At 67.3% G+C, this 24,772-nt stretch carries 30 protein-coding genes; 13 read left to right on the top strand and 17 right to left on the bottom strand.

Going from position 1 to position 24,772, the window contains the following annotated elements:
• Positions 1 to 40: 40 nt before the first annotated feature.
• Both OG787_RS33805 and OG787_RS33800 read left to right on the top strand, forming a co-directional pair.
• Positions 41 to 961 carry an ATP-binding cassette domain-containing protein gene (locus tag OG787_RS33805; protein WP_405537730.1) on the top strand — a complete coding sequence of 307 codons (921 nt, stop codon included), beginning with the start codon at positions 41 to 43 and terminating at the stop codon, positions 959 to 961.
• Positions 958 to 1,785, top strand: coding sequence for an ABC transporter permease (locus OG787_RS33800; protein WP_405537729.1), 828 nt, complete (start codon positions 958 to 960; stop codon positions 1,783 to 1,785). Before OG787_RS33805 ends, OG787_RS33800 begins: the two co-directional genes overlap by 4 nt.
• Before the next feature lie 180 nt (positions 1,786 to 1,965).
• On the opposite strand, the gene OG787_RS33795 is transcribed toward OG787_RS33800, so the two are convergent.
• Positions 1,966 to 2,748: an AraC family transcriptional regulator gene (locus OG787_RS33795; protein WP_405537728.1), complete on the bottom strand. Its 783-nt coding sequence runs from the start codon at positions 2,746 to 2,748 to the stop codon at positions 1,966 to 1,968.
• Positions 2,749 to 2,802: 54 nt separating this feature from the next.
• On the opposite strand from OG787_RS33795, the gene OG787_RS33790 reads away from it, so the two are divergent.
• On the top strand, positions 2,803 to 3,381 hold the full coding sequence (locus OG787_RS33790; protein WP_369036644.1) for a class I SAM-dependent methyltransferase: 579 nt from the start codon (positions 2,803 to 2,805) through the stop codon (positions 3,379 to 3,381).
• Positions 3,382 to 3,444: 63 nt separating this feature from the next.
• On the opposite strand, the gene OG787_RS33785 is transcribed toward OG787_RS33790, so the two are convergent.
• Positions 3,445 to 3,621: a hypothetical protein gene (locus tag OG787_RS33785; protein WP_405537727.1), complete on the bottom strand. Its 177-nt coding sequence runs from the start codon at positions 3,619 to 3,621 to the stop codon at positions 3,445 to 3,447.
• Positions 3,609 to 3,836 (bottom strand): hypothetical protein, encoded by a 228-nt coding sequence (locus tag OG787_RS33780; protein WP_369036649.1) that lies wholly within the window; start codon positions 3,834 to 3,836, stop codon positions 3,609 to 3,611. Before OG787_RS33780 ends, OG787_RS33785 begins: the two co-directional genes overlap by 13 nt.
• 180 nt (positions 3,837 to 4,016) lie before the next feature.
• Here OG787_RS33780 and bla point away from each other — a divergent pair, with 180 nt between their 5' ends.
• On the top strand, positions 4,017 to 4,937 hold the full coding sequence (gene bla, locus OG787_RS33775; protein WP_405537726.1) for a class A beta-lactamase: 921 nt from the start codon (positions 4,017 to 4,019) through the stop codon (positions 4,935 to 4,937).
• Positions 4,938 to 5,030: 93 nt separating this feature from the next.
• Here bla and OG787_RS33770 read toward each other — a convergent pair whose 3' ends face one another.
• Positions 5,031 to 5,498, bottom strand: coding sequence for a protein-tyrosine phosphatase family protein (locus tag OG787_RS33770; RefSeq protein WP_405537725.1), 468 nt, complete (start codon positions 5,496 to 5,498; stop codon positions 5,031 to 5,033).
• Positions 5,499 to 5,577: 79 nt separating this feature from the next.
• Here OG787_RS33770 and OG787_RS33765 point away from each other — a divergent pair, with 79 nt between their 5' ends.
• Positions 5,578 to 6,126 (top strand): SigE family RNA polymerase sigma factor, encoded by a 549-nt coding sequence (locus OG787_RS33765; protein ID WP_369036642.1) that lies wholly within the window; start codon positions 5,578 to 5,580, stop codon positions 6,124 to 6,126.
• Entirely contained in the window at positions 6,123 to 7,076 is a 954-nt protein-coding gene (locus OG787_RS33760; protein ID WP_369036641.1) for a hypothetical protein, read from the top strand. Before OG787_RS33765 ends, OG787_RS33760 begins: the two co-directional genes overlap by 4 nt.
• Positions 7,077 to 7,171: 95 nt before the next feature.
• Here OG787_RS33760 and OG787_RS33755 read toward each other — a convergent pair whose 3' ends face one another.
• Positions 7,172 to 7,903: a FadR/GntR family transcriptional regulator gene (locus OG787_RS33755; RefSeq protein ID WP_369036640.1), complete on the bottom strand. Its 732-nt coding sequence runs from the start codon at positions 7,901 to 7,903 to the stop codon at positions 7,172 to 7,174.
• 277 nt (positions 7,904 to 8,180) lie between these two features.
• Here OG787_RS33755 and OG787_RS33750 point away from each other — a divergent pair, with 277 nt between their 5' ends.
• The 5 genes from OG787_RS33750 to OG787_RS33730 are packed head-to-tail and all read left to right on the top strand — an operon-like array spanning position 8,181 to position 14,937.
• A complete protein-coding gene (locus OG787_RS33750) occupies positions 8,181 to 9,827 on the top strand; it encodes an ABC transporter substrate-binding protein (RefSeq protein WP_405537724.1) in 1,647 nt (548 codons plus the stop codon).
• Positions 9,828 to 9,877: 50 nt separating this feature from the next.
• Positions 9,878 to 10,837, top strand: coding sequence for an ABC transporter permease (locus OG787_RS33745; protein WP_369036638.1), 960 nt, complete (start codon positions 9,878 to 9,880; stop codon positions 10,835 to 10,837).
• Between the two features lie 52 nt (positions 10,838 to 10,889).
• A complete protein-coding gene (locus tag OG787_RS33740; RefSeq protein ID WP_405540667.1) occupies positions 10,890 to 12,872 on the top strand; it encodes a dipeptide/oligopeptide/nickel ABC transporter permease/ATP-binding protein in 1,983 nt (660 codons plus the stop codon).
• 29 nt (positions 12,873 to 12,901) lie between these two features.
• The gene (locus tag OG787_RS33735) at positions 12,902 to 14,002 is read left to right on the top strand and encodes an oligopeptide/dipeptide ABC transporter ATP-binding protein (protein ID WP_405537723.1); all 1,101 of its coding nucleotides are present in this window, start codon (positions 12,902 to 12,904) and stop codon (positions 14,000 to 14,002) included.
• Positions 14,002 to 14,937 carry a dihydrodipicolinate synthase family protein gene (locus OG787_RS33730; RefSeq protein WP_369036635.1) on the top strand — a complete coding sequence of 312 codons (936 nt, stop codon included), beginning with the start codon at positions 14,002 to 14,004 and terminating at the stop codon, positions 14,935 to 14,937. The genes OG787_RS33735 and OG787_RS33730 overlap by 1 nt, the downstream gene beginning before the upstream one ends.
• A gap of 48 nt (positions 14,938 to 14,985) precedes the next feature.
• Here the strand turns inward: OG787_RS33730 and OG787_RS33725 are convergent, their stop codons facing one another.
• The 5 genes from OG787_RS33725 to OG787_RS33705 all read right to left on the bottom strand — a co-directional run bounded on the left by OG787_RS33725 (position 14,986) and on the right by OG787_RS33705 (position 18,447).
• Complete coding sequence (locus tag OG787_RS33725; protein WP_405537722.1) at positions 14,986 to 15,300, bottom strand: hypothetical protein; 315 nt, start codon at positions 15,298 to 15,300, stop codon at positions 14,986 to 14,988.
• Positions 15,297 to 15,587, bottom strand: a complete 291-nt coding sequence (locus tag OG787_RS33720; RefSeq protein ID WP_405537721.1) for a hypothetical protein — start codon at positions 15,585 to 15,587, stop codon at positions 15,297 to 15,299. The genes OG787_RS33725 and OG787_RS33720 overlap by 4 nt, the downstream gene beginning before the upstream one ends.
• Before the next feature lie 80 nt (positions 15,588 to 15,667).
• Entirely contained in the window at positions 15,668 to 15,856 is a 189-nt protein-coding gene (locus OG787_RS33715) for a DUF397 domain-containing protein (protein WP_405540666.1), read from the bottom strand.
• A 38-nt stretch (positions 15,857 to 15,894) separates the two neighbouring features.
• On the bottom strand, positions 15,895 to 16,767 hold the full coding sequence (locus OG787_RS33710; protein WP_405537720.1) for a helix-turn-helix domain-containing protein: 873 nt from the start codon (positions 16,765 to 16,767) through the stop codon (positions 15,895 to 15,897).
• Between the two features lie 303 nt (positions 16,768 to 17,070).
• Positions 17,071 to 18,447, bottom strand: a complete 1,377-nt coding sequence (locus OG787_RS33705; RefSeq protein ID WP_405534056.1) for an IS1380 family transposase — start codon at positions 18,445 to 18,447, stop codon at positions 17,071 to 17,073.
• 194 nt (positions 18,448 to 18,641) lie between these two features.
• Here OG787_RS33705 and OG787_RS33700 point away from each other — a divergent pair, with 194 nt between their 5' ends.
• On the top strand, positions 18,642 to 18,977 hold the full coding sequence (locus tag OG787_RS33700) for a hypothetical protein (protein WP_405537719.1): 336 nt from the start codon (positions 18,642 to 18,644) through the stop codon (positions 18,975 to 18,977).
• Between the two features lie 74 nt (positions 18,978 to 19,051).
• On the opposite strand, the gene OG787_RS33695 is transcribed toward OG787_RS33700, so the two are convergent.
• Entirely contained in the window at positions 19,052 to 19,309 is a 258-nt protein-coding gene (locus tag OG787_RS33695) for a hypothetical protein (RefSeq protein WP_405540831.1), read from the bottom strand.
• On the opposite strand from OG787_RS33695, the gene OG787_RS33690 reads away from it, so the two are divergent.
• A complete protein-coding gene (locus OG787_RS33690; RefSeq protein WP_405540665.1) occupies positions 19,196 to 19,750 on the top strand; it encodes an ATP-binding protein in 555 nt (184 codons plus the stop codon). The genes OG787_RS33695 and OG787_RS33690 overlap by 114 nt on opposite strands.
• Before the next feature lie 104 nt (positions 19,751 to 19,854).
• Here OG787_RS33690 and OG787_RS33685 read toward each other — a convergent pair whose 3' ends face one another.
• The 6 genes from OG787_RS33685 to OG787_RS33660 all read right to left on the bottom strand — a co-directional run bounded on the left by OG787_RS33685 (position 19,855) and on the right by OG787_RS33660 (position 24,501).
• Positions 19,855 to 20,025, bottom strand: a complete 171-nt coding sequence (locus tag OG787_RS33685) for a hypothetical protein (protein ID WP_405537717.1) — start codon at positions 20,023 to 20,025, stop codon at positions 19,855 to 19,857.
• Positions 20,026 to 20,075: 50 nt separating this feature from the next.
• Complete coding sequence (locus OG787_RS33680; RefSeq protein ID WP_405537716.1) at positions 20,076 to 20,492, bottom strand: hypothetical protein; 417 nt, start codon at positions 20,490 to 20,492, stop codon at positions 20,076 to 20,078.
• A gap of 320 nt (positions 20,493 to 20,812) precedes the next feature.
• Positions 20,813 to 21,220, bottom strand: coding sequence for a DUF6896 domain-containing protein (locus OG787_RS33675; RefSeq protein WP_405537715.1), 408 nt, complete (start codon positions 21,218 to 21,220; stop codon positions 20,813 to 20,815).
• Positions 21,221 to 22,163: 943 nt separating this feature from the next.
• The gene (locus OG787_RS33670) at positions 22,164 to 22,358 is read right to left on the bottom strand and encodes a hypothetical protein (RefSeq protein ID WP_405537714.1); all 195 of its coding nucleotides are present in this window, start codon (positions 22,356 to 22,358) and stop codon (positions 22,164 to 22,166) included.
• Between the two features lie 254 nt (positions 22,359 to 22,612).
• On the bottom strand, positions 22,613 to 22,966 hold the full coding sequence (locus OG787_RS33665) for a hypothetical protein (RefSeq protein WP_405537713.1): 354 nt from the start codon (positions 22,964 to 22,966) through the stop codon (positions 22,613 to 22,615).
• 68 nt (positions 22,967 to 23,034) lie between these two features.
• A complete protein-coding gene (locus tag OG787_RS33660; RefSeq protein WP_405537712.1) occupies positions 23,035 to 24,501 on the bottom strand; it encodes a polymorphic toxin-type HINT domain-containing protein in 1,467 nt (488 codons plus the stop codon).
• Positions 24,502 to 24,772: the final 271 nt, after the last annotated feature.

Here is a 24,772-nt window from a genome sequence, read left to right as displayed (position 1 = left end):
CCCGATTCCGGGAAGTGCCGGACGGCGGGACGGTGTTGTGGTGATCGAAGCCATAGAACTGACGAAGCGTTACGGAACGACGATTACAGCCGTCGACCATCTCTCCTTCACCGTCCGTCCGGGGCACGTCACGGGCTTCCTGGGCCCGAACGGCGCAGGCAAATCGACGACTCTGAGGCTGCTGCTCGGCCTGAACACGCCCACCAGCGGCGCCGTCACGGTCGACGGCCGGCCGTTCGCGAGCCACTCTCGTGGCCTGCGGCACATCGGCGCGCTGCTGGACGCCCACGACGTGCACGACGGCCGTACCGCCCGCGCCCACTTGTCGATGCTGGCGGTGAGCAACGGACTGCCCCGGAGGCGGGTGACAGAGGTGTTGGCGGAGGTGGGCCTGTCGGAGGCGGCGGGCCGCCGGATCGGCGGATTCTCGCTGGGCATGAAACAGCGCCTGGGCATCGCGGCGGCACTGCTCGGCGACCCACCGGTCCTGCTCTTCGACGAACCCCTCAACGGCCTTGATCCGGAAGGGGTGTTGTGGGTGCGCGGACTGTTCCGACGGCTGGCCGACGAGGGCCGCACCGTGCTGGTGTCCAGCCACCTCATGCGCGAGATGGAACAGACCGCCGAGGACCTCATCGTCATCGGCCGGGGCAAGCTGATCGCGGCGGAGGGCCTGAGGGACTTCGCGGCCCGCGCGACGGGAGGGCGAGTGTCCCTCCGCACACCCGACACCGGCGCCCTTCCCGCGCTCCTGACGGCGGAGGGCGCGACGGTACGGCCGGAACCGGACGGCTCGTACACCGTGACCGGTCTGCACGCCGAGCGCATCGGGGAGTTGGCGTTCGCCCACGGGGTGCGGCTGCACGAACTGAGCCCGCGGTCGGCTTCCCTGGAGGAGGCGTTCATGGAACTCACGGCCGAGAGCGCCGAGTTCACGACGGCGGCGGGGGCCTCTCGATGAACACCGCCACGACCGCTCCTGCGGCCCGCTTCAGGCACCTGGTGGCCGCCGAGTGGACAAAACTCTGGTCGCTGCGCTCAACTGCCCTCGTGCTGGCGGCGGGTGCGCTGACCACGTTCGGGATCTGTGTGAACGCCGCCAGGGTCAACGCCGACCGGCTCGCCCGTCAGACGGAGCTGCCGCCGGAGCCGCAGATGGTCTACGACCCGCTGGGGGCGGCGTATGTGTCTCCGGCCTGGGCCCTGCTGATGATCGTGGTGGCGGCGTTCGGGGCGAGTGTGGTCTTCGGCGAGTACACGAGTGGCCTGATCCGGACGACGTTCGCGGCGGTGCCGGACCGCCGCGCGGTGGTCGCCGCGAAGGTCGCTGTCGTCACCGGGGTGATGTGTGCCGTCGGAGCGGCCGTCTCGGGCGGCTCCTTCGGCGTGACGCAGGCGATCCTGCGCGATCACCACGGCATGTCCCTCGCGGATCCGGGGGCGCTGCGTGCGGTGACGGCGTCCGCGCTGCTGGTGCCGCTGTGTGCGCTCGTCGGGATGGCGGTGGGCGCGCTGATCCGGCATGCGGCGGGCGCGGTCGTGGCGGTGATCGGGCTGTTGCTCGTGGTGCCGCAGTTCTTCAGCGGGGAGCGGTACCGCTGGGTGGCGGAGACCGAGAACGCGATGCCGCTGACGGCCTGGACCCGGCTGGTCCTCAACCCGGGCCGGGACTACGGCCTGGGCAAGTACCCGGTCACGGTCACGGAGGCGTGGTGCGTGTACGGCGCGTGGGCGGGGGTGGCGGTCGTGGTCGGAGTGCTTGCGGTGAGCCGACGGGATGTCTGAACGTTGCCTTTCCTCGCCCCCGCCGCCCCTACCCGTCCCATCCTCGGGAGCGCTGCCCCCGAACCCCCGCTCCTCAAACGCCGGAAGGGCTGAATACCCAGCCCAGGGGGTCTGGGGGCGCAGCCCCCAGGGATGGGAACGGGTAAGGGCGGCGGGGGCGAGAACAACAGGCCCGCGCCCTCACCCCCGCACCGGAAAGTACTGCCGAGGTGTAATCCCCGTAATCCTCCGGAACGCCGCCACGAACGAACTCGCCGACCCGTACCCGACCCGCCCCGCCACCACCTCCACAGTCAACCCCCGCTCCAGCAACGGCATCGCCGCCTGCATCCGCACCCGCTCCCGCCACTGCCCGAACGCCAACCCGGTCTCCGCGACGAACAGCCGAGCCAACGTCCGCGCCCCAGCGCCGACTTCGACCCCCCACTCGGCCAAGGGCCGACCATCCGCAGGATCGGCAACCAACGCACGAGCGACAGCAAGCACACGCCCGTCCCTGGGCTCGGTCACCGCGATACTCGTCACCGCCACCGGATGCAGCACATCGAGCAACACCGCCTCCGCCCGCGAACGAGCGTCCGCAGAGAGCCCGTTGAGGGCCAGATGGTCGATGAGGGCACGCAGCAGCGGCCCGGCCGACACAACAGTCGGCTCCACCCACTCCACCCGCCGACTCTGCCCAGGATCGACATACGCACTGCGCATGACCACATCCCCCACCGACTCCGTGGCATGCCGCACCCCGGCCGGAATCCACAGCGCGAGCGAGGGCGGCAACAGCCAGGTCCCGTGCTCGCTCCGGATCCGCAGCAACCCCCGCGCGGACCAGGCGAGTTGATGGAAGGCATGCCAGTGCGTGGTGAACGCCGTACCGCGCGGCATCGCGAAGTGCCCCACGAATATCGCGGTACCGGGGCCGATGTCGTACCGCTGCCCGTCCCCCCACTGTCCGTCTCGCGACATGGCACGGCAGCCTAGGCCCTGTCGGCCACACCGGCACCTTCATAGCGTCGACGTATGCCGATGAACCGAATGCACCGCCGCCTGTGCAGCTCCGAGAAGTGGGCCCTGGCCGTACGGGACCGTCTGCTCCCCTGGGCCCTCCACGACGTCCAACTGGGCGACGACGTCCTGGAGATCGGGCCGGGATACGGCGCGAATCTGCGCGTCCTGGTCGAACAGGTGCCGCGCCTGACCGCCGTGGAGATCGACGCGGACACCGTCCGGCTGCTGGAGGCCGCCGGCTGGGGCGAACGGGCCCGCGTCCTGCACGGCGACGGAGCCCAACTGCCGCTCCCCGACACCTCGTACGACTCCGTCGTCTGCTTCACGATGCTGCACCACGTGCCCACCGACGCCCACCAGGACCGCATCTTCGCGGAGGCCTTCCGGGTACTGCGCCCGGGCGGCACCTTCGCGGGCAGCGACAGCCTCCCCGGTTTCATGTTCCGGGTCCTGCACTTCAGGGACACGATGAACACCCTCGACCCGACGACACTCCCTGACCGCCTGACGAAGGCGGGCTTCACGGACGTATCCGTGGACCGGCATCCGGAGGCGCGAGGGCTGCGATTCAGGGCGCGCAGGCCGTCGTGACACACGGCAGGACGAGCCACAACTTACCGACGAAACCGGCCAGTTGTGATGCATCATGACCGCCTACAGCACCCTGACCTTGCCCTTGACCTTGCCCTTGACCTGAACGAAACGGACGGACATGGCTGCATGGTCCACCCGGGCGGCCTCCCCCGCCGATCTGCCCCGGCTCCGCTCCCTGCTGACCGATTCGTTCGAAGCGGCGGCCGTTCCGTCGTCGGCGCTCCTCACCGATGCCATCGACCGCGACCTGGTCCGAGTGGCCGAGTCCGAGGGCGAGTTGGTGGGCTGCATCGCCGCGGAGATGCCGTCAGCGGGGCACGCGCGTCTGTCATCGCGCCGGCGGCCGCCGAGGTCGTCGCCCCGGGGAACTGATCGGCGTCCACCCGGACGTCCATCCCGGACTCCGCGAGGCACACCGTCGTGGTGAGCCCTGACACTCCGGCACCGATCACCACCGCACTGACCGACACGCTCGCCTCCACAACGTTGTCGTCCGGGACTTTCGAGGCTGGCCGAACCGGCAACCGACGAAAGACCCACCGCGTCGATCACAGGAGAGATCGTCTACGGACGTCAACGGACGTCAACGGACAGAGATCATCCACGGAGACCGAACGAAAGAGAGCAGAACCGTGAGATTCGAGCCGCGTCGCCGCACGGTGCTCGCGACAGCCGCCGCCACACTCGTCGCCACGGCCACCCCGGCCACCGCCAACTCGACCCGTTCAACTCATTCCACTGATTCCACCGATTCCGACGACTCCACCGTCACCGCGCGCCTGCTCGCACTGGAGGAGCGGTACGGGGCGCGCTTAGGTGTGTTCGCCCACCACCTCGTCACCCGGCGAACGGTTCGGCACCGCGCCGACGAACTGTTCCCGATGTGCTCCCTGTTCAAGACGCTCGCGTCCGCGGCCGTCCTGCGCGATCTCGACCGGAACGGCGAGTTCCTGGCCCGCCGTATCCACTACACGGAGGCCGACCTCCCGGCGACGGGTTCCGACCGGACCAGGGAACACCTGGCCGAGGGCATGACCGTCGCCGAACTCGCCGAGGTGGCCATCACCTACAGCGACAACGGCGCGGGCAACCTCCTCCTGCGTGAACTCGGCGGCCCCACCGCGATCACCCGCTTCGCCCGTTCCCTCGGCGACCGGGTGACCCGCCTCGACCGCTGGGAGACCGACCTCAACTCGGCCGAGCCGTGGCGGAAGACGGACACGACGAGCCCGCGCGCGATCGGCCGCACCTATGCCCGCCTCGTCCTCGGCGACGCGCTGAACCGGCGCGACCGCGAACTCCTCACCCACTGGATGCTGAACAACACCACCAGCGCCAAACGCTTCCGCGCGGGTCTCCCGCCGACCTGGACCCTCGCCGACAAGACGGGCTCCGGCTCCTACGCCACCGCCAACGACGTGGGCATCGCCTGGACCGACACCGGCGATCCCGTCGTCCTGTCCGTGCTCTCGACGATGCCCGACCAGGACGCGGTACGGGACGACGCACTGATCGCGGAGACGGCGGCACTGCTCGCGGAAACCCTCAACTGACACTGACCCGGAAGCACTGCCTCGGCCTCGGTGTCACCACCACCGGCCGGTGAAACGCGACGGGCCACCGACCCGCTCGGCAGGCCCGCCGCCTCACCCGAACCGCCGCACATACCGCCGCTGCCAGGGCGTTTCCACCGCGTGCCGGTCATACCCCGCCCGCACGAACGCCACCGCCTCCCCGGCAGGCACCCCGTCCAGCACCGCAAGACACGCGAGCGCCGTCCCCGTACGCCCCCGTCCACCCCCGCACGCGACCTCCACCCGCTCCCCTGCCGCCCGCTCCCACACCTCGCCCAGGACCGCGCGCGCCTCCACGTGGTCCTTGGGGAGGCGGAAGTCGGGCCAGGGGAGCCAGCGGAACTCCCAGGGAACTTGCGGGGGCCGGCTGCCGAGGAGATAGACGGCGTACGAGGGGACAGGCGTCGCCGGGTCGAGGGGTCGGCGCAGGCCGCGTCCCCTGATCAGGCGCCCGGAGGGGAGCCGCAGTACACCCGCGTCCCCCTCGTCCCAGCGGCCGTCGGCCCGCTCGCCCATGCGCATGTCCCCCTGCTCGCCCATCCGTACATTCGAACCCGGCCTCGAACCCCGGGCAACCGATTCCGGGGAAACGGTGGTCTGGTGGGCGAGGGGGTGCTTGATGCAGGCCGAACTAGAGGCCCAGTTCCATGACTTCGTCAGAGCGCGGTGGTCCCACCTGGTGCGCACCGCGTATCTGCTGACCGGCGACGCCCATCACGCCGAGGACCTGACGCAGACGGCGCTGGCGAAGGCGTACCGCTCCTGGCGGCGGGTCTCGCGCAGCGACAGCCCGGAGGCGTACGTCCGTCGGATGCTGGTCAGTTGCAACAGCGACCGGTTCCGCAAGCGGCGCGTCCGGGAGTCGCTCACCGACGCGCCGCCCGAGACGGCGGGCCGCGACGAGGCGGTCTCCTGGGCCGACGAGCGCAGCGCGCTGCTCGGCGCGCTCGCCCAACTACCGCCCAAACAGCGGGCGGTGGTCGTCCTGCGCTACTGGGAGGACCTGTCCGAGGGAGAGGTCGCCGACACGCTCGGCTGCTCCCAGGGCACGGTCAAGAGCCAGGCCTCCAAGGGGCTGGCGAAGTTGCGTACGTATCCGGGGCTGGCGCAGGTCGTGGGCCGCCCCGAACCCAGTCACACGGCACACGTTCGGGGAGGCCTCGGATGACCGGGGAACAGCGGGAACCTGAGAAGGGATTTGAGGAGCAGTTGCGCGAGTTGATGGCTGAAGACGCCTACACGATCCGGCCCTCGGCGGTGCCGTATCCGACGATCCGCCGCCGGGGCGCCGCAGAACGCCGACGGCGGGTGGCGGCGGCCGGCGCGGTCCTGGTCGCGCTGGCGGCGGCGCCCGTGGGGGCGTACGCGGTGAGCGGCAACGGAGGCGGCCAGGGAGGCACGAAACTGGCGGCGCCGCTGCCCTCCGCCAGCGCCTCGCAGCCATCTGCGACGCCAACTCCCGTGCAGTCGACGCCCGTTGGACCGGCCGGTCCGGCGACGCCGGGGCAGCTGCTCGACGGGATCACCCTGGCGCAGGCCTCGGACGGGCTGGAGAAGTGCCTCGCGTACGACCGCGAGATGCAGAAGCACCAGAAGCCCGCCACGCGGATCGATCTGGGTGACGCCGTCGACTACCGGATCATCCTGGCGCAGAACAGCACCGGCGACTCCAACGCGCCCGGTGACGGCATCTACGTCGTCGCGGTCAAGGAACAGCCGCAGCAACCGCAGCTGACCCGGCTGATCTGCAACATCAAGGACGGCGAGGCCTCAGGCCTCAACTCCAGTGTCGGCGGCCTGACGTTCGACAACGGCGGCCCGGTGATGGCCGACGACAACGGCGGCAAGCTCTACAGGCAGTCGGTCCTCGACAACGGCAACTGGAAGCTGCCGTTCCGCTGGAGCGCCATCGGCCGGTTCGAGCCCTCGGTGACCAAGGTGACCGTCTCGTACGGCGGCAGCACCAGCGAGGCCGCCCTGGACCACGGCTGGTTCGTGGCCTCCGGCGTGCTGAACCAGCAGGTCACGCTGGCCCCGCACATCAAGGGGTACGACAGCGCGGGCGAGGTCGTCTACGACTCCGACGCCGACAAGAGCTACACGCGCGAGCTGTACTAGGCCGGCGCCGCGACGGGGAGGTGACAGGGGGCGCCGCACAGGGGACGGCGCCCCCTTTCGCCTGCCCGTGCCGGCATCCACACCCGTTCCCACCCTCAGCCCACCCCCCGGGACTCCTGCGCCGCCCGCGCCTCGATCCCCCGGAAGTGCACCGCCAGTGCCCGCTGAGCACCTTCCACGTCATGGGCGCGCAACGCCGTGACGATGTCCCGGTGCCGGCGGGCCGTCAGTTCGGGTGCCGGGTCGTCGTGCCAGCCCCGGGCGCCCGAGACACGGCGGAACACCGTCCAGAAGGCGCCGAGCAGCTGCGGTACGAGGGCGTTGCCGAGGGGGCCGTACAGCGCCTCGTGGAACTCGCGGTCGAGTTCGGGGAAGCGCCGGCCCGCGCGGCCCGCCTCCTCCATCCGGGTGACGACCGAATCCAGCCGGTCCAGTTGCGCGTCGGACAGCACGGCCGCGACCCGGCGGATCATCCCGTCCTCCAGCACCTCCCTGACCTGGAGTATCTCGGCGAGCGCGGCGCCGTCCCCGTCGTGCCTGGCGAGCGTACGGAACGTCAGTCCGTCAACCAGCGGGGTCAACGACGCCTGTCCGACGTACGTCCCGTAGCCGTGTCTGATCTCGACGATGTCGAGGGCCTGGAGCGCCTTGAGGGCCTCGCGGACGGAGTTGCGGCTGACCCCCAGGGACTCCATCAGCTCGACCTCGGTGGGCAGCGGTGCGCCCGCCCGGAGTTTGCGGTCGAGAATCAACTGCATGACCTCGCGCTGGACCTGGCCGCTCACCCGCCGCTCGGGCCGGCGCCGCTTCCCGGACTCCTGAGACATGCGGCGCATCGTACGCTCGCCGGACATCCCACGTCCCACCTCCAGGCATATCAAAATCTGCCCACCGTAAATTCACGGCCTCTGACGATCTCTTGACGCCCCGTCGAGAACATCGCGGTCGAATTTCATATCGTCATTGGTCGTACCTCTGGCAGATACGCCATTCGTGTGCGATCTCTTGACCGGCCCCACCGCCCCTCTTATGGTCACGCTGCCCCCTATGACGTAGGACGTCGTATCTCCTCACCTTTTCGGACCCCACCCCGCAGGAGGAATCGTGCGCGACGTGACCCGCGGAACAGCCCGCGACGTATCGACCGCCCCGCACCGCCGGTCGTTCCTGAAGTACACCGGCGCGCTGGGTGCCGCCGCCGCCATTTCCTCCTCGCTGTCGGCCTGTTCCTCCGGTCCGGAGTCCACCAACGACACCGGGGGCGGCGCCGGGGGCGCGAACAGCACGCTCACGGCCGTGATCGGCTACGGCAACGACGGCAGCTGGGACCCCACGCAGACGGCCTCCGCCTTCTCCATGGCCGCGAACAACCACATCTACGAGGGTCTGCTCGACACCGATCCCATCTCCCGCGAGCCGTACGCCGCGCTCGCCACAGCGGTCCCCGGCGATCTCAGCAGCACCTCCTGGAAGTTCACGTTGCGGGCCGGGGCGACCTTCCACGACGGAAAGCCGGTCACCGCCGACGACGTGGTCTTCGTATTCGATCGAATCCTCGATCCGAACACGCAGACGCTCGCCAAAGGGTTTTTCGCCAGTTGGCTGAAAGAAGTGAAAAAGGTCGACGCGCAGAATATCGAGCTGGTGCTGAAGTTCCCCTTCCCCGAAGGCGTTTCCCGACTGACGCTCGCGAAGATCATGCCGAAGCACGTCTTCTCCCAGCCGGGTGCCTGGGACGATGCGATCAAGGGAAAGGCGATCGGCTCGGGGCCGTACCGGCAGACCGCGCACCACCCGAAGTCGAACACGACGTTCGAGGCGTTCGCGGCCTACAACGGTCCGCGCAAAGCGGCGTTCAAGAAGATGAACTGGATGACGATAGTGGATGCCGCGCCCCGCGTCGCCAAGATCTCGGGGTCCAGTGCCGGCGCGCAGATCGCCGACAACATCCCGTACGCGAACATCGAGCAGCTGAAGAGCGGGGGGATGGACGTCCAGGGCGGGGCGGGGATGAACAACCTGTTCCTGATGTTCAACACCAAGCGCAAGCCCTTCGACGACGTACGGGTCCGCCAGGCGCTGCACTACGCCATCGACACGGGGAAGATGGTGGAGGTGGCACTCAAGGGCCACGGCAAGCCGTCGTCGTCCTTCCTCAACGAGGCCAACCCCAGCTACCGGGCAGCAAAGGTGGTCTACGACTACGACCCGGAGAAGGCGAAGGCACTCCTCAAGGCCGCCGGGGTCAAGGGGCTGAAGATCGAGATCCTGTCCGTGAACGTCAGCTGGATCGTCGACTGCCTGCCCACCATCAAGGCGTCCTGGGACGCGATCGGCGTCGAGACGACCCTCAACCCGCAGGAAACCACCGCGGTGTTCACGAAGATGGACCAGAAGCAGGACTACCAGGTCGTGTCGGCCGCCTCGAACCCCAACCAGTTCGGCCTCGACGCGGACCTGATCATGCACTACAACTACGGCCCGCAGAACCTCTGGATGGGCTACGCCCGTTGGGCCGACAACTCCGTGGCCAAGCAACTCTTCAAGGACATGGACCGGGCGACGCGGGAGTCGGTCCCGGAGAAGAAGATGGAGATGATCCAGGACTACATCGACGTCGTCGCGGAGGAGGCCGTGCTCTATCCGGTCGTCCACAACGAGCTGATGACGGCCTGGGACCCGAAGAAGCTCGCAGGGATAAGGGCACAGCCGTATCCGGGCATCAACCTCCTCCAGGCCAAGTGGGTCTAGAGCCTGTTCGGGCTACCGCCAAACACCGCTAGCTGTACGGGAGTTCGTACGTGGTCGCCATCGCCAGAATCCTGGCTCGCAGGATCCTCCTGCTCGTCCCGCTGATGCTCGGCATCGTGCTGTTCGTGTTCCTTGTCATGCGGTTCTCGGACGTCGACCCGGCCTCCGCGTTCTTCCAGGGCGCCAACCCGACCCCGCAGCAACTGCACGACTTCCGTGAGCAGAACGGCCTGTTGGACCCGTTCCCCGTCCGCTACTTCCACTTCATCGGCGACCTGCTCCAGGGCGACATGGGCACCAGCGCGCTGACCCGCGCGGCGGTGCTCGACCAGGTCGCCACCGCTCTGCCGCTCACCGTCCAGCTCACCTTCCTGGGCCTGACCATCGCGGTGGTCCTGGCCCTGCTGGGCGGTGTCACGGCGGCGATCTACCGCGACCGTCTCCCCGACCAGATCATCCGGGTCGTGTCCCTCACCGGTGTCGCGGCGCCCGGCTTCTGGCTGGCTCTGCTGATGATCCAGTACCTGGCCGTCGACCTGGGCTGGTTCCCGACGGGTGGCTACATCAACCCGGCCGACTCCTTCACCGGCTGGCTGAAGACGATGACGCTCCCGGCCCTCGCGCTCTCCCTCCCGGTCGCGGCGCAGCTCACGCGCATCGTCCGTACGGCGGTGGTCGAGGAGCTGGACAAGGACTACGTCCGTACGGCGATCGGCAGCGGCCTGCCACCGAGGGTGGTGGTGGGCCGCAACGTCCTCCGCAACGCGCTCATCAACCCGCTCACGGTGCTGGGCCTGCGCGTCGGTTACCTCCTCGGCGGCGCGGTCGTCATCGAGACGATCTTCTCGCTCCCCGGGATGGGCAAGCTGATGATCGACGCCGTGAAGAACGGCGACCCGGCGGTCGTCCAGGGCGTGGTCCTGACGACGGCCACCGGTTTCGTGGTCGTGAACCTGGTCATCGACATCCTCTATCTCCTGGTCAACCCGCGACTGAGGGATGCGGCCTGATGTTCCTCCTCTTCACGTCCACGCGAACGAAGGGTGCGGCCGGATGTTCATGATGTTCGAGCGGGGGCGCCTGGCCGCCCTCCTCTCCCGCCCCGGCATCCGGCTGCGCGGCTGGCGCCGCCTCCCGGTCCTCTCCCGGATCGCGGTCTGCTTCCTGGCGCTGGTGGTGTTCGTGGCGGTCTTCGCCCCGTACATCGCCCCCCACGACCCGCTGGACCAACAGCCCCTGGTCGGCGGCACGGGAGCCCCCTCCGCCGAGCACTGGATGGGCCAGGACAGCCTGGGCCGCGACATCATGAGCCGGCTGATGTACGGCGCCCGCTGGTCCCTGGCGATCGGCCTCGGCGCAACGGCACTTGCCCTGACCGTGGGCGCGCTGATCGGCGCCATCGCGGCGACGTCCCGCAAGGCGGTCGACGAGACGCTGATGCGCTGCCTGGACGTGGTGATGGCGTTCCCGGGCATCGCCCTGGCCGCCGTACTCGTCGCGGTCTTCGGCGGCGGCATCACGGTCCTGATCTGCGCGATCGCGTTCCTGTTCACCCCGCCGGTGGCACGGGTGGTGCGGGCGAACGTCCTGGACCAGTACGGCGAGGACTACGTGACGGCGGAACGAGTGATAGGAGCCCGCACGCCGCACATCGTCCTGAAGCACGTGGCGATCAACTGCGCGGCTCCGGTGCTGGTGTTCTGCACGGTGCAGGTGGCGGAGGCGATCGTCTTCGAGGCGTCGCTGTCGTTCATCGGCGCGGGTGTACGTCCACCGGACCCGTCCTGGGGAAGCGTCATCGCGGACGGCAAGAACATGGTCCTGACGGGGGGTTGGTGGGCGACGGTATTTCCCGGGTTGCTGATGCTTGTGACCGTCCTGTCGCTGAACGTCCTCTCGGAGGGCGTGTCGGACGCGTGGGCGGCACCGGCGGCGAGGGACGTGGAGGTCCGTGAGGAGAAGGACCCCCTGGAGGCCCCCGAGCCGGGCACGGGCAAGGTCCTGGCCCTGCCGGGCCTGACGGAGGCGGCGCAGAGGCTTCGGGGGCGAGCCCGCCCGGTCCCAACCGGCCTGCCGATACTGGCGGTCGAGAACCTGACGATCGGCTTCGCGGCCCGCCACTCGGGCGTGAACATCGTCGACGGCATCAGCTTCGAGGTCCACCCGGGCGAAGTCCTGGGCCTGGTGGGCGAGTCGGGCTGCGGAAAGTCGCTGACGGCACTGACGGTCATGGGCCTGGAGCCGAAGGGCGCGCGGGTGACCGGCCAAGTCCGGTTCAACCAGCGGGACCTGCTGGCGGAACCGATGCGCGTACGCCGCAAGCTGCTGGGCCACGAGATGGCGATGATCTACCAGGACGCGTTGTCGTCCCTGAACCCGGCGATGACGATCCGCTCACAACTGAAGCAGGTAGTACGGCGAGGAGGCCACCGCACCCCGGAAGAACTCCTGGGCCTGGTGGGCTTGGACCCGGACCGCACCCTCCGCAGCTACCCGCACGAGCTGTCGGGCGGCCAGCGCCAGCGGGTCCTGATCGCGATGGCCCTGTCCCGGGACCCGAAACTGATCGTGGCGGACGAGCCGACGACAGCATTGGACGTAACGGTCCAAGCGCAGATCATCGAGTTGTTGCTCCGCCTGCGCTCGGAGTTGGACTTCGCCCTGATCCTGGTCTCGCACGACCTGGCCCTGGTGGCGGACGTGACGGACCGGGTGGTCGTGATGTACGGCGGCCAGATCGTCGAAACAGGCGTGACGGCGGACCTGGTCGGCTCCCCGTCCCACCACTACACCCGGGGCCTGCTGGGCAGCGTGCTGTCACTGGAGTCGGCGGCGGTCCGCATGACCCAGATCAAGGGCACGGTCCCCTCCCCCGCCGACTTCCCCAAAGGCTGCCGTTTCGCGGACCGTTGCCCGATGGCGACGGAGGCGTGCCGTACGACGGCCCCCGATCTCCTGGGCGTGGCAACGCACTTGGCGGCCTGCCACCACCCGGCGATCGACCTGACGACGCCGGAGCCGACGGGAAGCGAGAGCGTGAAGTGAGCACCACGACAGCTACTTCTGTTACGTCCGTGTCGACTCCGTTGGTGGAACTGTCGGACGCGCACGTGGTCCACAAGGCCCGCAGCGGCGGCCTGTTCACCCGGGACCGCGTGTACGCCCTGACAGGCGCCGACTTCAGGGTCGCGCCCGGCGAAACGGTGGGCGTGGTGGGCGAGTCGGGCTGCGGCAAGTCGACGCTGGCGAAGGTGCTGGTGGGCGTACAGCCGCCGACGTACGGCCAAGTGTCCTTCCGTGGAGCCGACTTGTGGACGATGAAGCCGGCAGAGCGCAGATCAGCCATCGGCACAGGAACGGGCATGATCTTCCAGGACCCGTCGACGGCCCTGAACCGCCGCCTGACGATCCGCCAGATCCTCAGGGACCCGCTGGACGTACACAGGAGGGGCACGGCGAAGGAACGGGAGGAGAGGGTACGGGAGTTGATGGGTTTGGTGGGCCTGCCGAGGGCGTTGGCAGACGGCTTGCCGGGCCAGCTCTCGGGCGGCCAGCGCCAACGGGTGGCGATTGCACGGGCATTGGCCCTGTCCCCCGACCTGGTGGTGGCGGACGAACCGACCAGCGCGTTGGACGTATCGGTACGCGCCCAGATCCTGAACCTCCTCCTGGACCTGAAGGAGCGGCTGGGCCTGGCGCTCGTCTTCGTGTCGCACGACATCCAGACGGTACGCCGGATGAGCGACCGGGTGATCACGATGTACCTGGGCAGGATCGTGGAGGAGTCCCCGGCGGACGAGGTGACGGACAGAGCGCGTCACCCGTACACAAGAGCACTCTTCTCGGCGACACCGGGCCTGCTGGACCCGATCGACCCGATCCCGCTGGTGGGTCCAGTCCCGTCGGCAACGCACCCCCCATCCGGCTGCCCGTTCCGTACGCGCTGCTGGAGGGCGACGGAGGTGTGCGCGGAGGGGATGCCGGAGTTCACGGCCGCGTCAATCCCGGGACACCGTTTCCGTTGCCATCACCCTGTGGAGGAAGGCCGGGCGACAAGGGAACTGGTCGCCCAGGCGGTAGCAGCCGTGCCCGACGTCCAGAAGAGCCCTGTAGCCGACGCCCCCGAAACCACCCCCGCACCACCGAACACCCCGAAAGATCCCAGGGAGCCCTGATGACCTTCCCCACCCCCCTGACCGGTGTCGTCCCTCCCGTCTGCACTCCCCTGACACCGGACCGCGGGGTGGACGTACGCTCACTCGTCAGGCTGGTCGACCACCTGGTGGAGGCGGGCGTGGACGGCCTGTTCGTGCTCGGTTCGTCGTCGGAGGCGGCGTATCTGACGGACGACCAGCGCAGGCTGGTGGTGGAGACGGTGGTGGGCCATGTGGCGGGCCAGCTACCGGTCCTGGCTGGCGCGATCGACATGACGACACCCCGGGTACTGGACCACGTACGGTCGGTCTCGGCGGCGGGCGCGGACGCGGTGGTGGTGACGGCCCCCTTCTACACGCGCACCCACCCTTCGGAGATCGCCCGCCACTTCCGCCTGGTGGCCTCGGGCAGCCCGGTCCCGGTGGTGGCGTACGACCTCCCGGCGTCCGTGCACAGCAAGTTGCCCGCGGGCCTGGTGTTGGATCTGGCGGCGGATGGCGTCCTGGCGGGCCTGAAGGATTCGAGCGGCGACATGGCGTCGTTCAGGGCGGTGGTGACGGGGGCGCGGACCCATCCCGGGATCGGCGACTTCAGCGTGCTGACAGGGAGCGAGCTACTCGTCGACTCGGCGCTGGCGATGGGGGCGGACGGAGCGGTACCGGGACTCGCGAACGTCGACCCGGATGGTTACGTCCGCCTGTACCGGTTCTGCCGGGCCGGTGACTGGGACCGGGCCAGGGCCGAGCAGGAACGGTTGTGCGTGCTGTTCGGGATGGTGGGGGCGGGGGATCCGGTGCGGATGGGGGGCAGCTCGGCGGGGCTGGGGGCGTTCAAGGCGGCGCTTTATTTGCGGGGGGTTATTGACTGCCCGGTTACCGCTGATCCGCAGATTCCGTTGTCGGAGGACGAGGTGGAGCGGGTGGGGAAGTTCTTGGCGGGGGCGGGGTTGTTGTAGGGGGCAGCGAGGCAGCTCCGCTGCGTTTATGGACAAGGGGCAGCCGGTTCAGAACCCGCTGCCGCCCCCGGCGAAGCGGACGGGCGACACCAGGGCGATGCGGATCAGACCGGGCTCGGGAGGCGGAGCGTCGTAGACGTAGGTGACAGTGAGGGCTGGACGCGCGTCCGTTCCTTCGAGGCGTGTCGTATAGATCTTTATGCCGCCGGAGGCGCTGCGGGCCCTTCGACCGAGCGTCGGAGCCTTCTCCAGTTCGGCGCGCAGTTCCTCGACGGCTTCGAGAACTCCTCCACCAATGGCCTCACAGCGGATGCGAGCTTCTTGCGTGATCTCGGCGATGACCTGCTGTTGTTCGTCGGTCAACGGTCAGTCCTTCGGGCCGCGCGGATCTCTGCGACAGCCGAGTCGACAGCGGTATCGAATTCAGGATCCTGGCGGGCGATGATCCGGCCGCGGAACTCCTCGACCAGGCGGACGACTCCGGTGAGGTCGGCAGGATCGGCGTGGTTGATCTCGCGGGCCAGGTCGGCCTCGAAGTCGTCGGCATCACCAGGGAAGCCATAACCCATGGTGAGGGCGGCCCGGAGTTCGCCGATGGTACGCATGGGCGGGAGATGGGACGAGCCGGAGTCTGCCGCGTGTGTGGTCATTGCGTTTACGGCTCCCTTTCACGATGTCGATTTCACAGTACCGGGAGATCACTGCCACAAAGGCGGTCTCCAAGATCGCTTCATGACGGCACAGTGCTCTGCCGTTCTGTAGCGATGCCTCCGACAAAGGCGGAGAAGGCATCGTTAGACAGGGTGAGTATGTACCCATTGGGAACCTTCGAGTCCCGTACGGCTACTCGGTTGCGGAGGTCGGCGATCTCGACGCATTCATTGCCTTCACCACCGCTGTAGGTGCTCTTGAACCACATCGCAGCTGCCGTGTCCGCAGTGGAAGTTGCTATGTCAGTCATGTAGAGAGCTCCTGTCGTGCCCTGGCGATCAGCCGCGACGAGGCTGTGGAGTCGGCGGCCTGGGAACGAAGGTAGTCGAAGGTCAACTTATAGGCACCCACGTCCTCAGCGTCATCGAGATACAGCCCACGACGGCGCATCTCGATGTACACGACCGCCATGGAGTTGAGCGGTTCACGCTCGTCATCACGCCCGAGGATCACGAAGTGGCCGGCTCCCGCAGCGTGCGCCCCAGCGCTGAACGGCAGGACCTGAAGATCAATGTTGGGGCTCTTGGCCGCCTCGTGCAGGTGTTCAAGCTGTTGGGCCATGACTGCGGAATCTCCGACCGTCCTGCTCAGGACGGCCTCGTCCAGGATCACCCACAGATGCAGTTCCGGGTCCCGTCGCAGGATGCCTTGGCGCTGGATGCGCGCCTCCACCATCCGGTCGATCTCCTCGTTCGAGCTGCGAACCTCACGCGCATGATGGATAGCAAGGGCGTACGCCTTTGTCTGGAGCAGGCCGGGAACCACGCTGTTCGCGTAGACGTGTTCGTAGGCCGCTTCATGCTCGAAGGAGACCAGCGGGTCCAGCCACTCCGGCACGGCGCTGTTCCCGACCCACCAGCCATCGGTCTGCGACTTGGCGATGCCCACGAGTACGTCGCGTTCCTGAGCCGTGGCGTCACAGGCGTCGGCCAGGGCTTTGACCGTGGCCCATCGGATGCGGGCCCGGTCCTGCCAGGTTTCGTAGCGACTCACGGTTGTAGTGCTGACGCCTGCTCGTTCGGCCACCTGCATCTGTGTGAGCCCACACCGCTCCCGGAGGGAGACCAGGCCGCGCGCGATCTGCATACGTCCGGCCGGGCCGGTCTGTGTGGCGGTCATGGTCCAGATTCCCTCTGTCAGGTAGCGGCTGACTTGCGTCGATCCGCACGATCAACAGGGCTGACTCTACGAACGACTTGAGCCTGTCGGACATGAATCCGACGTCCGTCACCCACATCAGTGAACTCCCTCCACGCTAACCTCGATCTTTCTTGATGGGCCGTCGACGAAGTCGGCGGCCCATTTCGTTGTCGATGGCCGAGACCGGGCAGGCCGGGGGCCCGGGTGTCGTCTCGGGTGGACGCCGGTTTCCACTGTTCCGGGTGAGGGTGATGCTGCTCGTAGGGGTGGGAAAGCTGCTGGTCAGCCGGGGTTCGGCAAGAGTGCGAGCCGTTCGAGGGCGTCTGTGATCTCGCGGGTCCAGGGCCAGTGGCGGGCAAGGCGGAGGAGGCGGCGCCGGCCGGTGATGACGAGCTGGCCGGCCGCGGAGAACAGGCGGAACCGCAAGCGACGCGGTTCCCAAAGTCTCGCCTGGCCGGTCAGGGCGAGCATGGGCATCCAGGCCAGCAGATCGAGCGCCATCTGGACGGTCTCCAGCCAGACCTGATTCTGCGCGGTGTCGTGCAGGGGAAGGTTGCGGAGCCCGGTGGCCCGGGCGGCTCGGATCCGGTCCTCCGCGCGAGCCCGCAACCGGTGACGGAGCTCGAGTTCGGCGATCGGCCGGTCGGCGGTGTTGGTGGCGAAGCACGTGAGACGCATGCCGTCCGCATCCGTGATCCGCAACTGGGCTCCGGGGTGGGGACGTTCCTTGCGGACGAGCAACCGAATGCCCTGCGGCCAGCCGTCGAGCAGGTCTCCGGTGAGTTCGGCGACCCAGGCCCCGTCACGAACCTCGCCGTCCGGCTCGACCGCGGGCGTCCAGGCCGATGCGGGGATCTGAAGAACGTGCTGGTGGATGGCCTCGGTGATCACCATGCCGACCGAGTAGGACAGCCAACGCCCGCGCTGGGCGAGCCAGGCCACGAACTCATGGGTGCCGCCCGCAGAATCACAGCGGATCAGCGTCCGCCGTCCTTGCCGGTACTTTTTGGGCAGTTGAGCGAGGGCCAGGCGGGCGGCTGCGATGTGGTCGACGGCCGTGTTCGAGCCCGCGTTCCCGGGTCTCAGCAGGGCGGCGACGGGTTCACCGGTCCCTCCCGGACCGTGGTCGACGAACCCCATGAGCGGGTGATGACCGTAGGACTTCTTCCAGGTCGGGGCCGCGTCCTGCTTGTCCGAGTGCGCGACGACCAGGACCCCGTCCAGGTCCACGGTCACCTGTCCGCCGGTGTCCGGAGCCCGGTTGCCGGCCAACTCCCAGACGCGTCGGCGGACTTCGGAACGTGCGGCGCGGATGGCGGTCAGCGCCTTCTCGCCCGAGGCGGCAAGGGTGTCGATCAGCCGGGAGACCGTAGGGTCGGAGGCGACCGGCCCGAACACGGCAGGCTCGGACCGCAGCAGGGTGATATCGGCGAGGCAGTCCCCGCCCAGCGCGACCGCCAGTGCGAGGTCCACGAGTATCTTGCCGGGGTCGTGGACGGCCCGCGGCTTCCGCCACAAGGTCAGGGCTGCGGATAAGGCCTGGTCAAGACCGGTCTTGCGGACAGTTTCGATCAGCAGGACCGAACCGGCCTGCGAGACCACGGCCCGGCCGTCCTCCCGGATACGGACACGGGGGTAGGACCCGATAGGCTTCTTCACCTGGAAAGTGCCTTTGGTTTCAGCGGGAACAAGGACCTAGACAATCCTCATTCTTGCTGGTCAGAGGCACTTTCTGCTTGCCTGACCGCCTATCGGACAGCCCGCTTCATGAAAGCGCGAGGCTAACTCCTCTCACGGGAATCCCATGACAGGCTTCCCGTGAAGCTCGGATCGACCATCGAGGAGTGCGCGACATGAGTGGATTCATCACGGCCATCACCCACCGACTACTCAGAGTCATGCGCGTCCCCGACCGCCATCAGTTCGACCACTCCCGGATGGCACTGGCCCCGCATACCCCCGCATGTACGCCGTTCAAGCCGCCGGGCATCCCGATCGCCCCTACAGTCCGAGGCTGGTACGAGCCCATCGACGGTGCCGCCGCCGTGCTCGTCCGCCCCTACCTCACCGCGCACGAGCACGAGGAGACTGCACGGCTTCAGCGGCTGCGCCCCGATACCCCGTGGTTCGCCGCCTACGGTGTCGGCCCCAACACGGGCGACATTCACCGCTGGTTGGGGGCTGCGTGATGAACATGAGCGACCGCGAAGTGAAGCATCCGATGCGACTTCTGCCCTGGACAGGAAGCGAGGGTCAGCCTTGCCTACTCGTCTCGGACGGCGACGGCCCTGTCAGTCGGATCGCCGACCGAGTCGAGGCCGTACAACTCGGCCTCGCGGACAGGCTCCTCGGCCGTGCTCAGGAGTTGATCGCAGCCCCAGAGTTGTCGATCAGCGGACTCGGCGCGTTGACAGCCCAGTTGACCGAAGCGCTGAGAGACGCACTGCTCATTGCCGAGTGCCGGGGTGCTCGCCTCGGAGCAGCGGGGTACGGCGCTCTTCAGCTCGACGAGGACATCCATGCCGTACTCCCACCCGCCTCGGCCGGCCCCCAAGCCTTCGCCAGGCTCTTGCTCCCGGGCACCGACCTCACCTCGGCTCGCGTCGCACGGCGCTGCGTACGGAGCATGGCCCAGTTGCGGGACCTTCCTTCCGTCGCGGTGGACGACCTTGAAACGATCACCGGGGAGTTGGTGGCCAACGCCTTGGAACACAGCGACAGCCGAACCATCACGGTCGCGCTGACCCTGGCCGCTGACACAGCTACGGTCAGCGTGACGGACGAAGGTAAGGGATACGGTCCGGTGGTACCCGCGCCGACGGGACCGAGTCCGGAGGAAGAGCGCGGGCGGGGGCTGCTGATCACTGACGTACTGGCATCCCGTTGGGGAAGACGCCAAACCGACACCGGCGTCACCGTCTGGGCCGAGATCGCCACGGCGTTTCCGGGGCCTGCTCGATGATCCCGCCATCAATCCCGTACAGACACCGTCTCACCCGGCGGAGCCATCAGCGGCCATAACGGGCGAACCCGAACGCCGACGGCGCGTACCGCCGACGACCGGTTTCACTCCCCCTCATCCGCACGGTAGTCACCGATCGCCACATCGAAGAGAAGCGAGTGCCAGAACCCCGGATCCTCGCGCAGGGTGGACGGATCGATTTCCGCAAGGGCCCTGCGCAGCGACTCCGCGATCTTTTCCATTCCGTCAGGATCGGCGTCGAATGAGATGAACACCTTGTTGTGATCGAGACCGTCCCGTTTTGATCAACCTAAGGGAACGGCAGCTACCAGCTGGCCCGCCAGCGGGGTGCCTCGTCATCGGGCTCGTCCGGGCTTGCGAAGTGGAAGGGCACGCTGAAGCGTCCGGCCAGAGCGGTGCCGGTTCTCGCGGCTTCCTGCGCCTCTGGCCAGAGCGGTACCCGCCCGTTGAAGACACGCAGATCCGAGCCACGACGGATCACCGTGAGTTCGACCTCGCTCTGCGGGGCGTCCAGGACAGCGACGAGCACCACGAACCAGCCGTTCGTGTCCCCGTCCCATATGGCCTCGACCGCAGACAGTTGCCCGGGCAGCTCGCCGATGCGAGCGGCCAGCGCCTCTACATCCCTGGGCGGATTGGGCTGCCGCACGATTCGGTCAGCCAGAGCCCGATAGCGGGCCATCACCACGTCCTGGCAGTCGTGGAGACCAGGATGCGGCACCCTGGCTCCCTCCCGCAGGACCCGAACCGCTTCCATCGTTACCCGGATCGCCTCCAGCCGACGGTCCCGCAGCACGAGACCATCCACATGTTCACGCACCGATGCCGGCAACGCATCCCACCACCATGTCTCCACCACGGCATTACAACCGACCGCTTAGCGCCGAACCCCACTGGGGACGAACTTGCCCCTGCTTGTGCTGTGTACGTGAGTCCCGAACCGCCTCTGCGCATCAGCCGGTACGTCGGGTCCTGACGCGATCCCGTGCCGGGCGACGGTTGAGGGGTCCTTCAGCTGGGTCCGGGCGGCATGCTTACGCGTCATTCGATGGGGCCGAACCATCCTGGTTCCGGCTCAGCAAGGATTCCCGCTCGTGCCATGCCACGGCACTCCTGAACAAGGTCGTCTCTGGACGGAACTGGGCTCATGCCGACGCTTCGCGCAAAAACCTCCAGGCGCCAAGCGTCAAAAGCCTCCGCCCCATCCAGGAGAAGGTCCATGTCGATCGCCGCCCCATCGGGTCCGGTCATCCGACACCCGCGTCCATGGATCGAGTACGAGAAGCCGGCATCCGAATGAGCCCTTCGTTCCAGCTCCCCTGCGCGGACGGCCTTCAGCACGTGGTCCAGCGAATCGAACTGCGGGTAGCTGCCCACCAGCGCAGTCATGATGAGAGTGCGATGGCGCAGAAAGGAATGGACACAGTCAGCTGCGTTCGACTGACTCACCGGCGCCTCCGTCCTCTTCGTTCCTCGGGAAAGTCCCCACCAATTTCGACGGCGGCCCAGACAACCTGATCGGCGTTTTTATAGCCGTAAGCCTTGATCTCGTTGATAGTGAGAACCCGATACTGAACGTCGATCCCTACTTCGGGACCTGTCGGACAGCCCCCGCGATCTCACTCGTGACCGCGCCGCCCGCAACCTCACGCCCGATGCTGAAGAAATATTCTACGGGGCCGGAGCTCACAGGACTCCGGCCCGCACAGCTACTCGGTCTGCTGGGTCTCCGAGCCCTCATCGGCACGCCGAGGTGATCGTCCCGCAGATCACTTGCTGGGGCGAGCGATAGTGATGTCGATGGCACCCGCATCTGGCCCCGGCGAGTCCACTGCGACACGCACGTGGAACTCACCACGGTCACCCACTCGATGCACGAAGCGGGTCAGTTGCTCAACATCGCCGACTGCGATACGGCCGTCAGGCAGCAGGAGGGAGCCATCGAAGACTGTGGTGAAATCCGGATCTTGGTCAGCGCATGCACGTGCGCTGTCGGGAGGTAGCCGTCCCCGGATGTCGACCGGTCGAGGCAGATCCCCTGCACGGCCGGACCGATCCGGCGCAAGAGGTGCAGGGGGCGCCAGACGGCGAACCCGGGGAACGCCACAGCCCAGTCCTTCGTCACACGTCGCACCATTGCAGCACTCTGCCTGGTCGCTCGATGTCCGTAAGCTACGGATTGTACTGGCGCGAGCTGCTGATCACTGACGTAGTGAGCCCGTTAGAGAAACGGCAAACTAACGCCTCACCCAGCGGGGCTGTCAGCAGCCATGCCGGGTGAACCCACATGGAATTCAGTGAACACGTACTCCTCAGGATGCAGGACAACACCGTCGGCCGGGACACCGAATTGATTCCAACCTCATCGAATATCCACTTGCCCCGCAGGGGTTCATTCCGAGTACTCCCACCAGAAATCAAGGTCGGCGTGCAGCCGCTCCCTGAAGCACATCGAGTGTGCATAGAGAGTCTGGTTGAGATCGCCGACGAGGAAGCCGACTCTGATTCTCATGGAGAACGGATCTTTGGCGTTCTGAATGATTCCGAAGCAGAAGCAGCACGTCGGGTCAGAAATCATCTCAGTCATGGTCGTACCATCTTCCGCTGTTCAGCCGTCCCTGAAGCGATGAATCCGTCAGATTTCGGAAGCTGGCGATCGGGCCACCGTCTGCGAACCTTCGGATGGCCCCATCGTGTGTTCCGTCGGAGGCCCGTCTCAGATACACGCGCGCCAGGTTGCCTCCATTCCCTTGCCTGAGAACACGATCCGCATTCGACATTAGCCTCGATCGTTCATGAGGGTCCGTCAGCAAGCTGACGGACCCTCATGAACGATCGAGGCTAGAAGGCGGTGCCTCTCATCTCGAGGATGCCCCGAAGCCGCCTGACCTCTGCGACAAGGCGAGGAACATCCTGGCGAGCGTGTGCGATGAACCTTGCGTTCTCATCCCACAGTTCGTCGGAAACGTCGGCATATCGCGGATCCTGAACGAGCGTGAGGGCCACCATCTGCGCGCTGGGGAAATCCGGCCACCGTTCGCCGAGTCCGGTATCCGGAACCGTACTCACCGCCACAAGGCTCATGGCTTCCCTGTCGTCGAGTTGACGAACAAACCACGGCCCCGGGGTCGCGGAGTCGGATCGCTCCTCAATCAGTTGAAGCTCTTCCTCGCCAAACGGCTTAGATTCTTCCATCTCGTCGTCACACCAACCTCTCGGGCGAAGGCAAGAACTTCACCACTTCGCATACACCATCACACCGTCTAGAAGATGAATCTCTCCACCGAGAATCCGAGCCTTGGCGCATTCCTCAAAATTTGTTTGTCTGTCGTGAGGAGCGTGAGCCCCTCTTGGACTGCCGACTGTAGAACAGTACGGTCCTTCAGCTTGATCGACGGCTGGAAGTTGTTTTTCCACATGGCTTCCAAACCTGTCTTGATGGCTTCGACACCAGCTTGCGACGCCTCGACGCCCATCCGACCGCCCCTGGCCGTCAGCCAGCCTTCGATTTCATCGGCCGAGTAGCGATTGAGCAGTTCGGAATGGGCCATCGGCGACAGGACGGGGCTTCTGCCCGCAAGCGCCGTTTCCACCTGCGCTGTTCGCACCCCGCTGATGGAATACGAGACAATATTCGCGTCAACCGCTATTTCGCCGCAGTTGTGCACCAGGACCGGCGTGGCTCCGGCGAGCACATAGTACGTGTGCAGGTTGCTGACGGTGAGGTTGTGGACCGTGGCGTCCTGGCCTGTCCAGCGCTCGACGACGGTGATCTGGACGAGGCTGCCAGCTCCGGTCCGGAGCCACTCACCCTGCTTGAGGTCCGTCGCCTTTATCCATTCCCGCAACTCGGGTACCCAGAAGGGGTGGCCTTCGGTCGCGGTGACCTCGGCGGTCTTCGAACCCTTCTTGCCATCGGTGTCAATGGTGACGTTGACCAGGTGCTTGAGGCCCTCGCCCTTGATCTCGGCGGTGACCGTCTCCACCTTGGTCTCACCCGTTTCCGGGTCGGTGGCCAGAACCCTGTCACCGTTCTTGACGTCCTTGATCGCCTTCACCGAATCGTCGGCCATCAGGACCCGGGTCTCCGGGGTGAAGCTGTTGCTCGGATCGGCTCCCCCCGTGGTGCAACTGCCACCCGAACCGGAGCCTCCGCCGGAGTCACCACCCGAGTCGTCGCGGCCGGAACCGCCGCGCGACCCACCCGACTTGGACTCCGCCTTGCCCCCGCCGTCCGATCCCTTGGACTGGGACGTCTTGCGCGCCTGGACCTGCGGCGCATTACCCCGCGCGCCCTTGGACCCCGTATGGGACTTCTTCTTCGCAGCCTCAGCCGCAGCCTTGGCCGCCTCCCGAGCCTTGCGTTTCGCCTCCGCCGCAGCAGCCTCCGCCGCCTTCTTCGCCTTGATCAGCGCGGCCTTCGCCGCCTTCGCCGCCTTCAGGCCCGCCTCGGCGACCACCTTCGCCGCCCGCCACGCCTTCACCGCGCCCAGCGTCGCCTTGAAGGCCTTCCACATCTTCTTGCCCTTGGAGAAGACGCTCGTCCACGGAATCGCGTCCATCAGCAGGCTGCCGCACGCCCACAGGTCGCCCTGCGAGAAGCAGCCCACGATGTCGTTCCAGCCGACGAACTCCTTGAACACCGCCCAGCCGACCGACAGGATCACATCGCCTATCGAGACGGACAGGGTGCGCTGGTACTCCGCGATCTTTGCGTCCAACGCCGCCATGGACGCGTCGAAGCTCGACGCCGACGACGTCAAACCACTCGGGTCGGGACTGTCAAGTTCCTGGTGTAACTGGCTTGTTGATGTTGGTTAGTTGATGTTGGTGTGTCGGGTCAGGCGGCCTTCGAAGGTGAGCTCGAAGGCGTTGAGGGCGGGTTTCCAGCGGCGGGCCCAGCGGGCTCTGCCGTCTCCCTTCGGGTCGAGCGCCGTGATCGCGAGGAACGGGCCCGGTCGGTCAGACGGCGGATCAGCTGGGCATCCAGCTCGTCATGCA

It is taken from the genome of Streptomyces sp. NBC_00075, assembly GCF_045041225.1.
Lineage (GTDB): Bacteria > Actinomycetota > Actinomycetes > Streptomycetales > Streptomycetaceae > Streptomyces > Streptomyces adonidis.
This window is presented reverse-complemented; position numbering and strand designations above follow the sequence as displayed.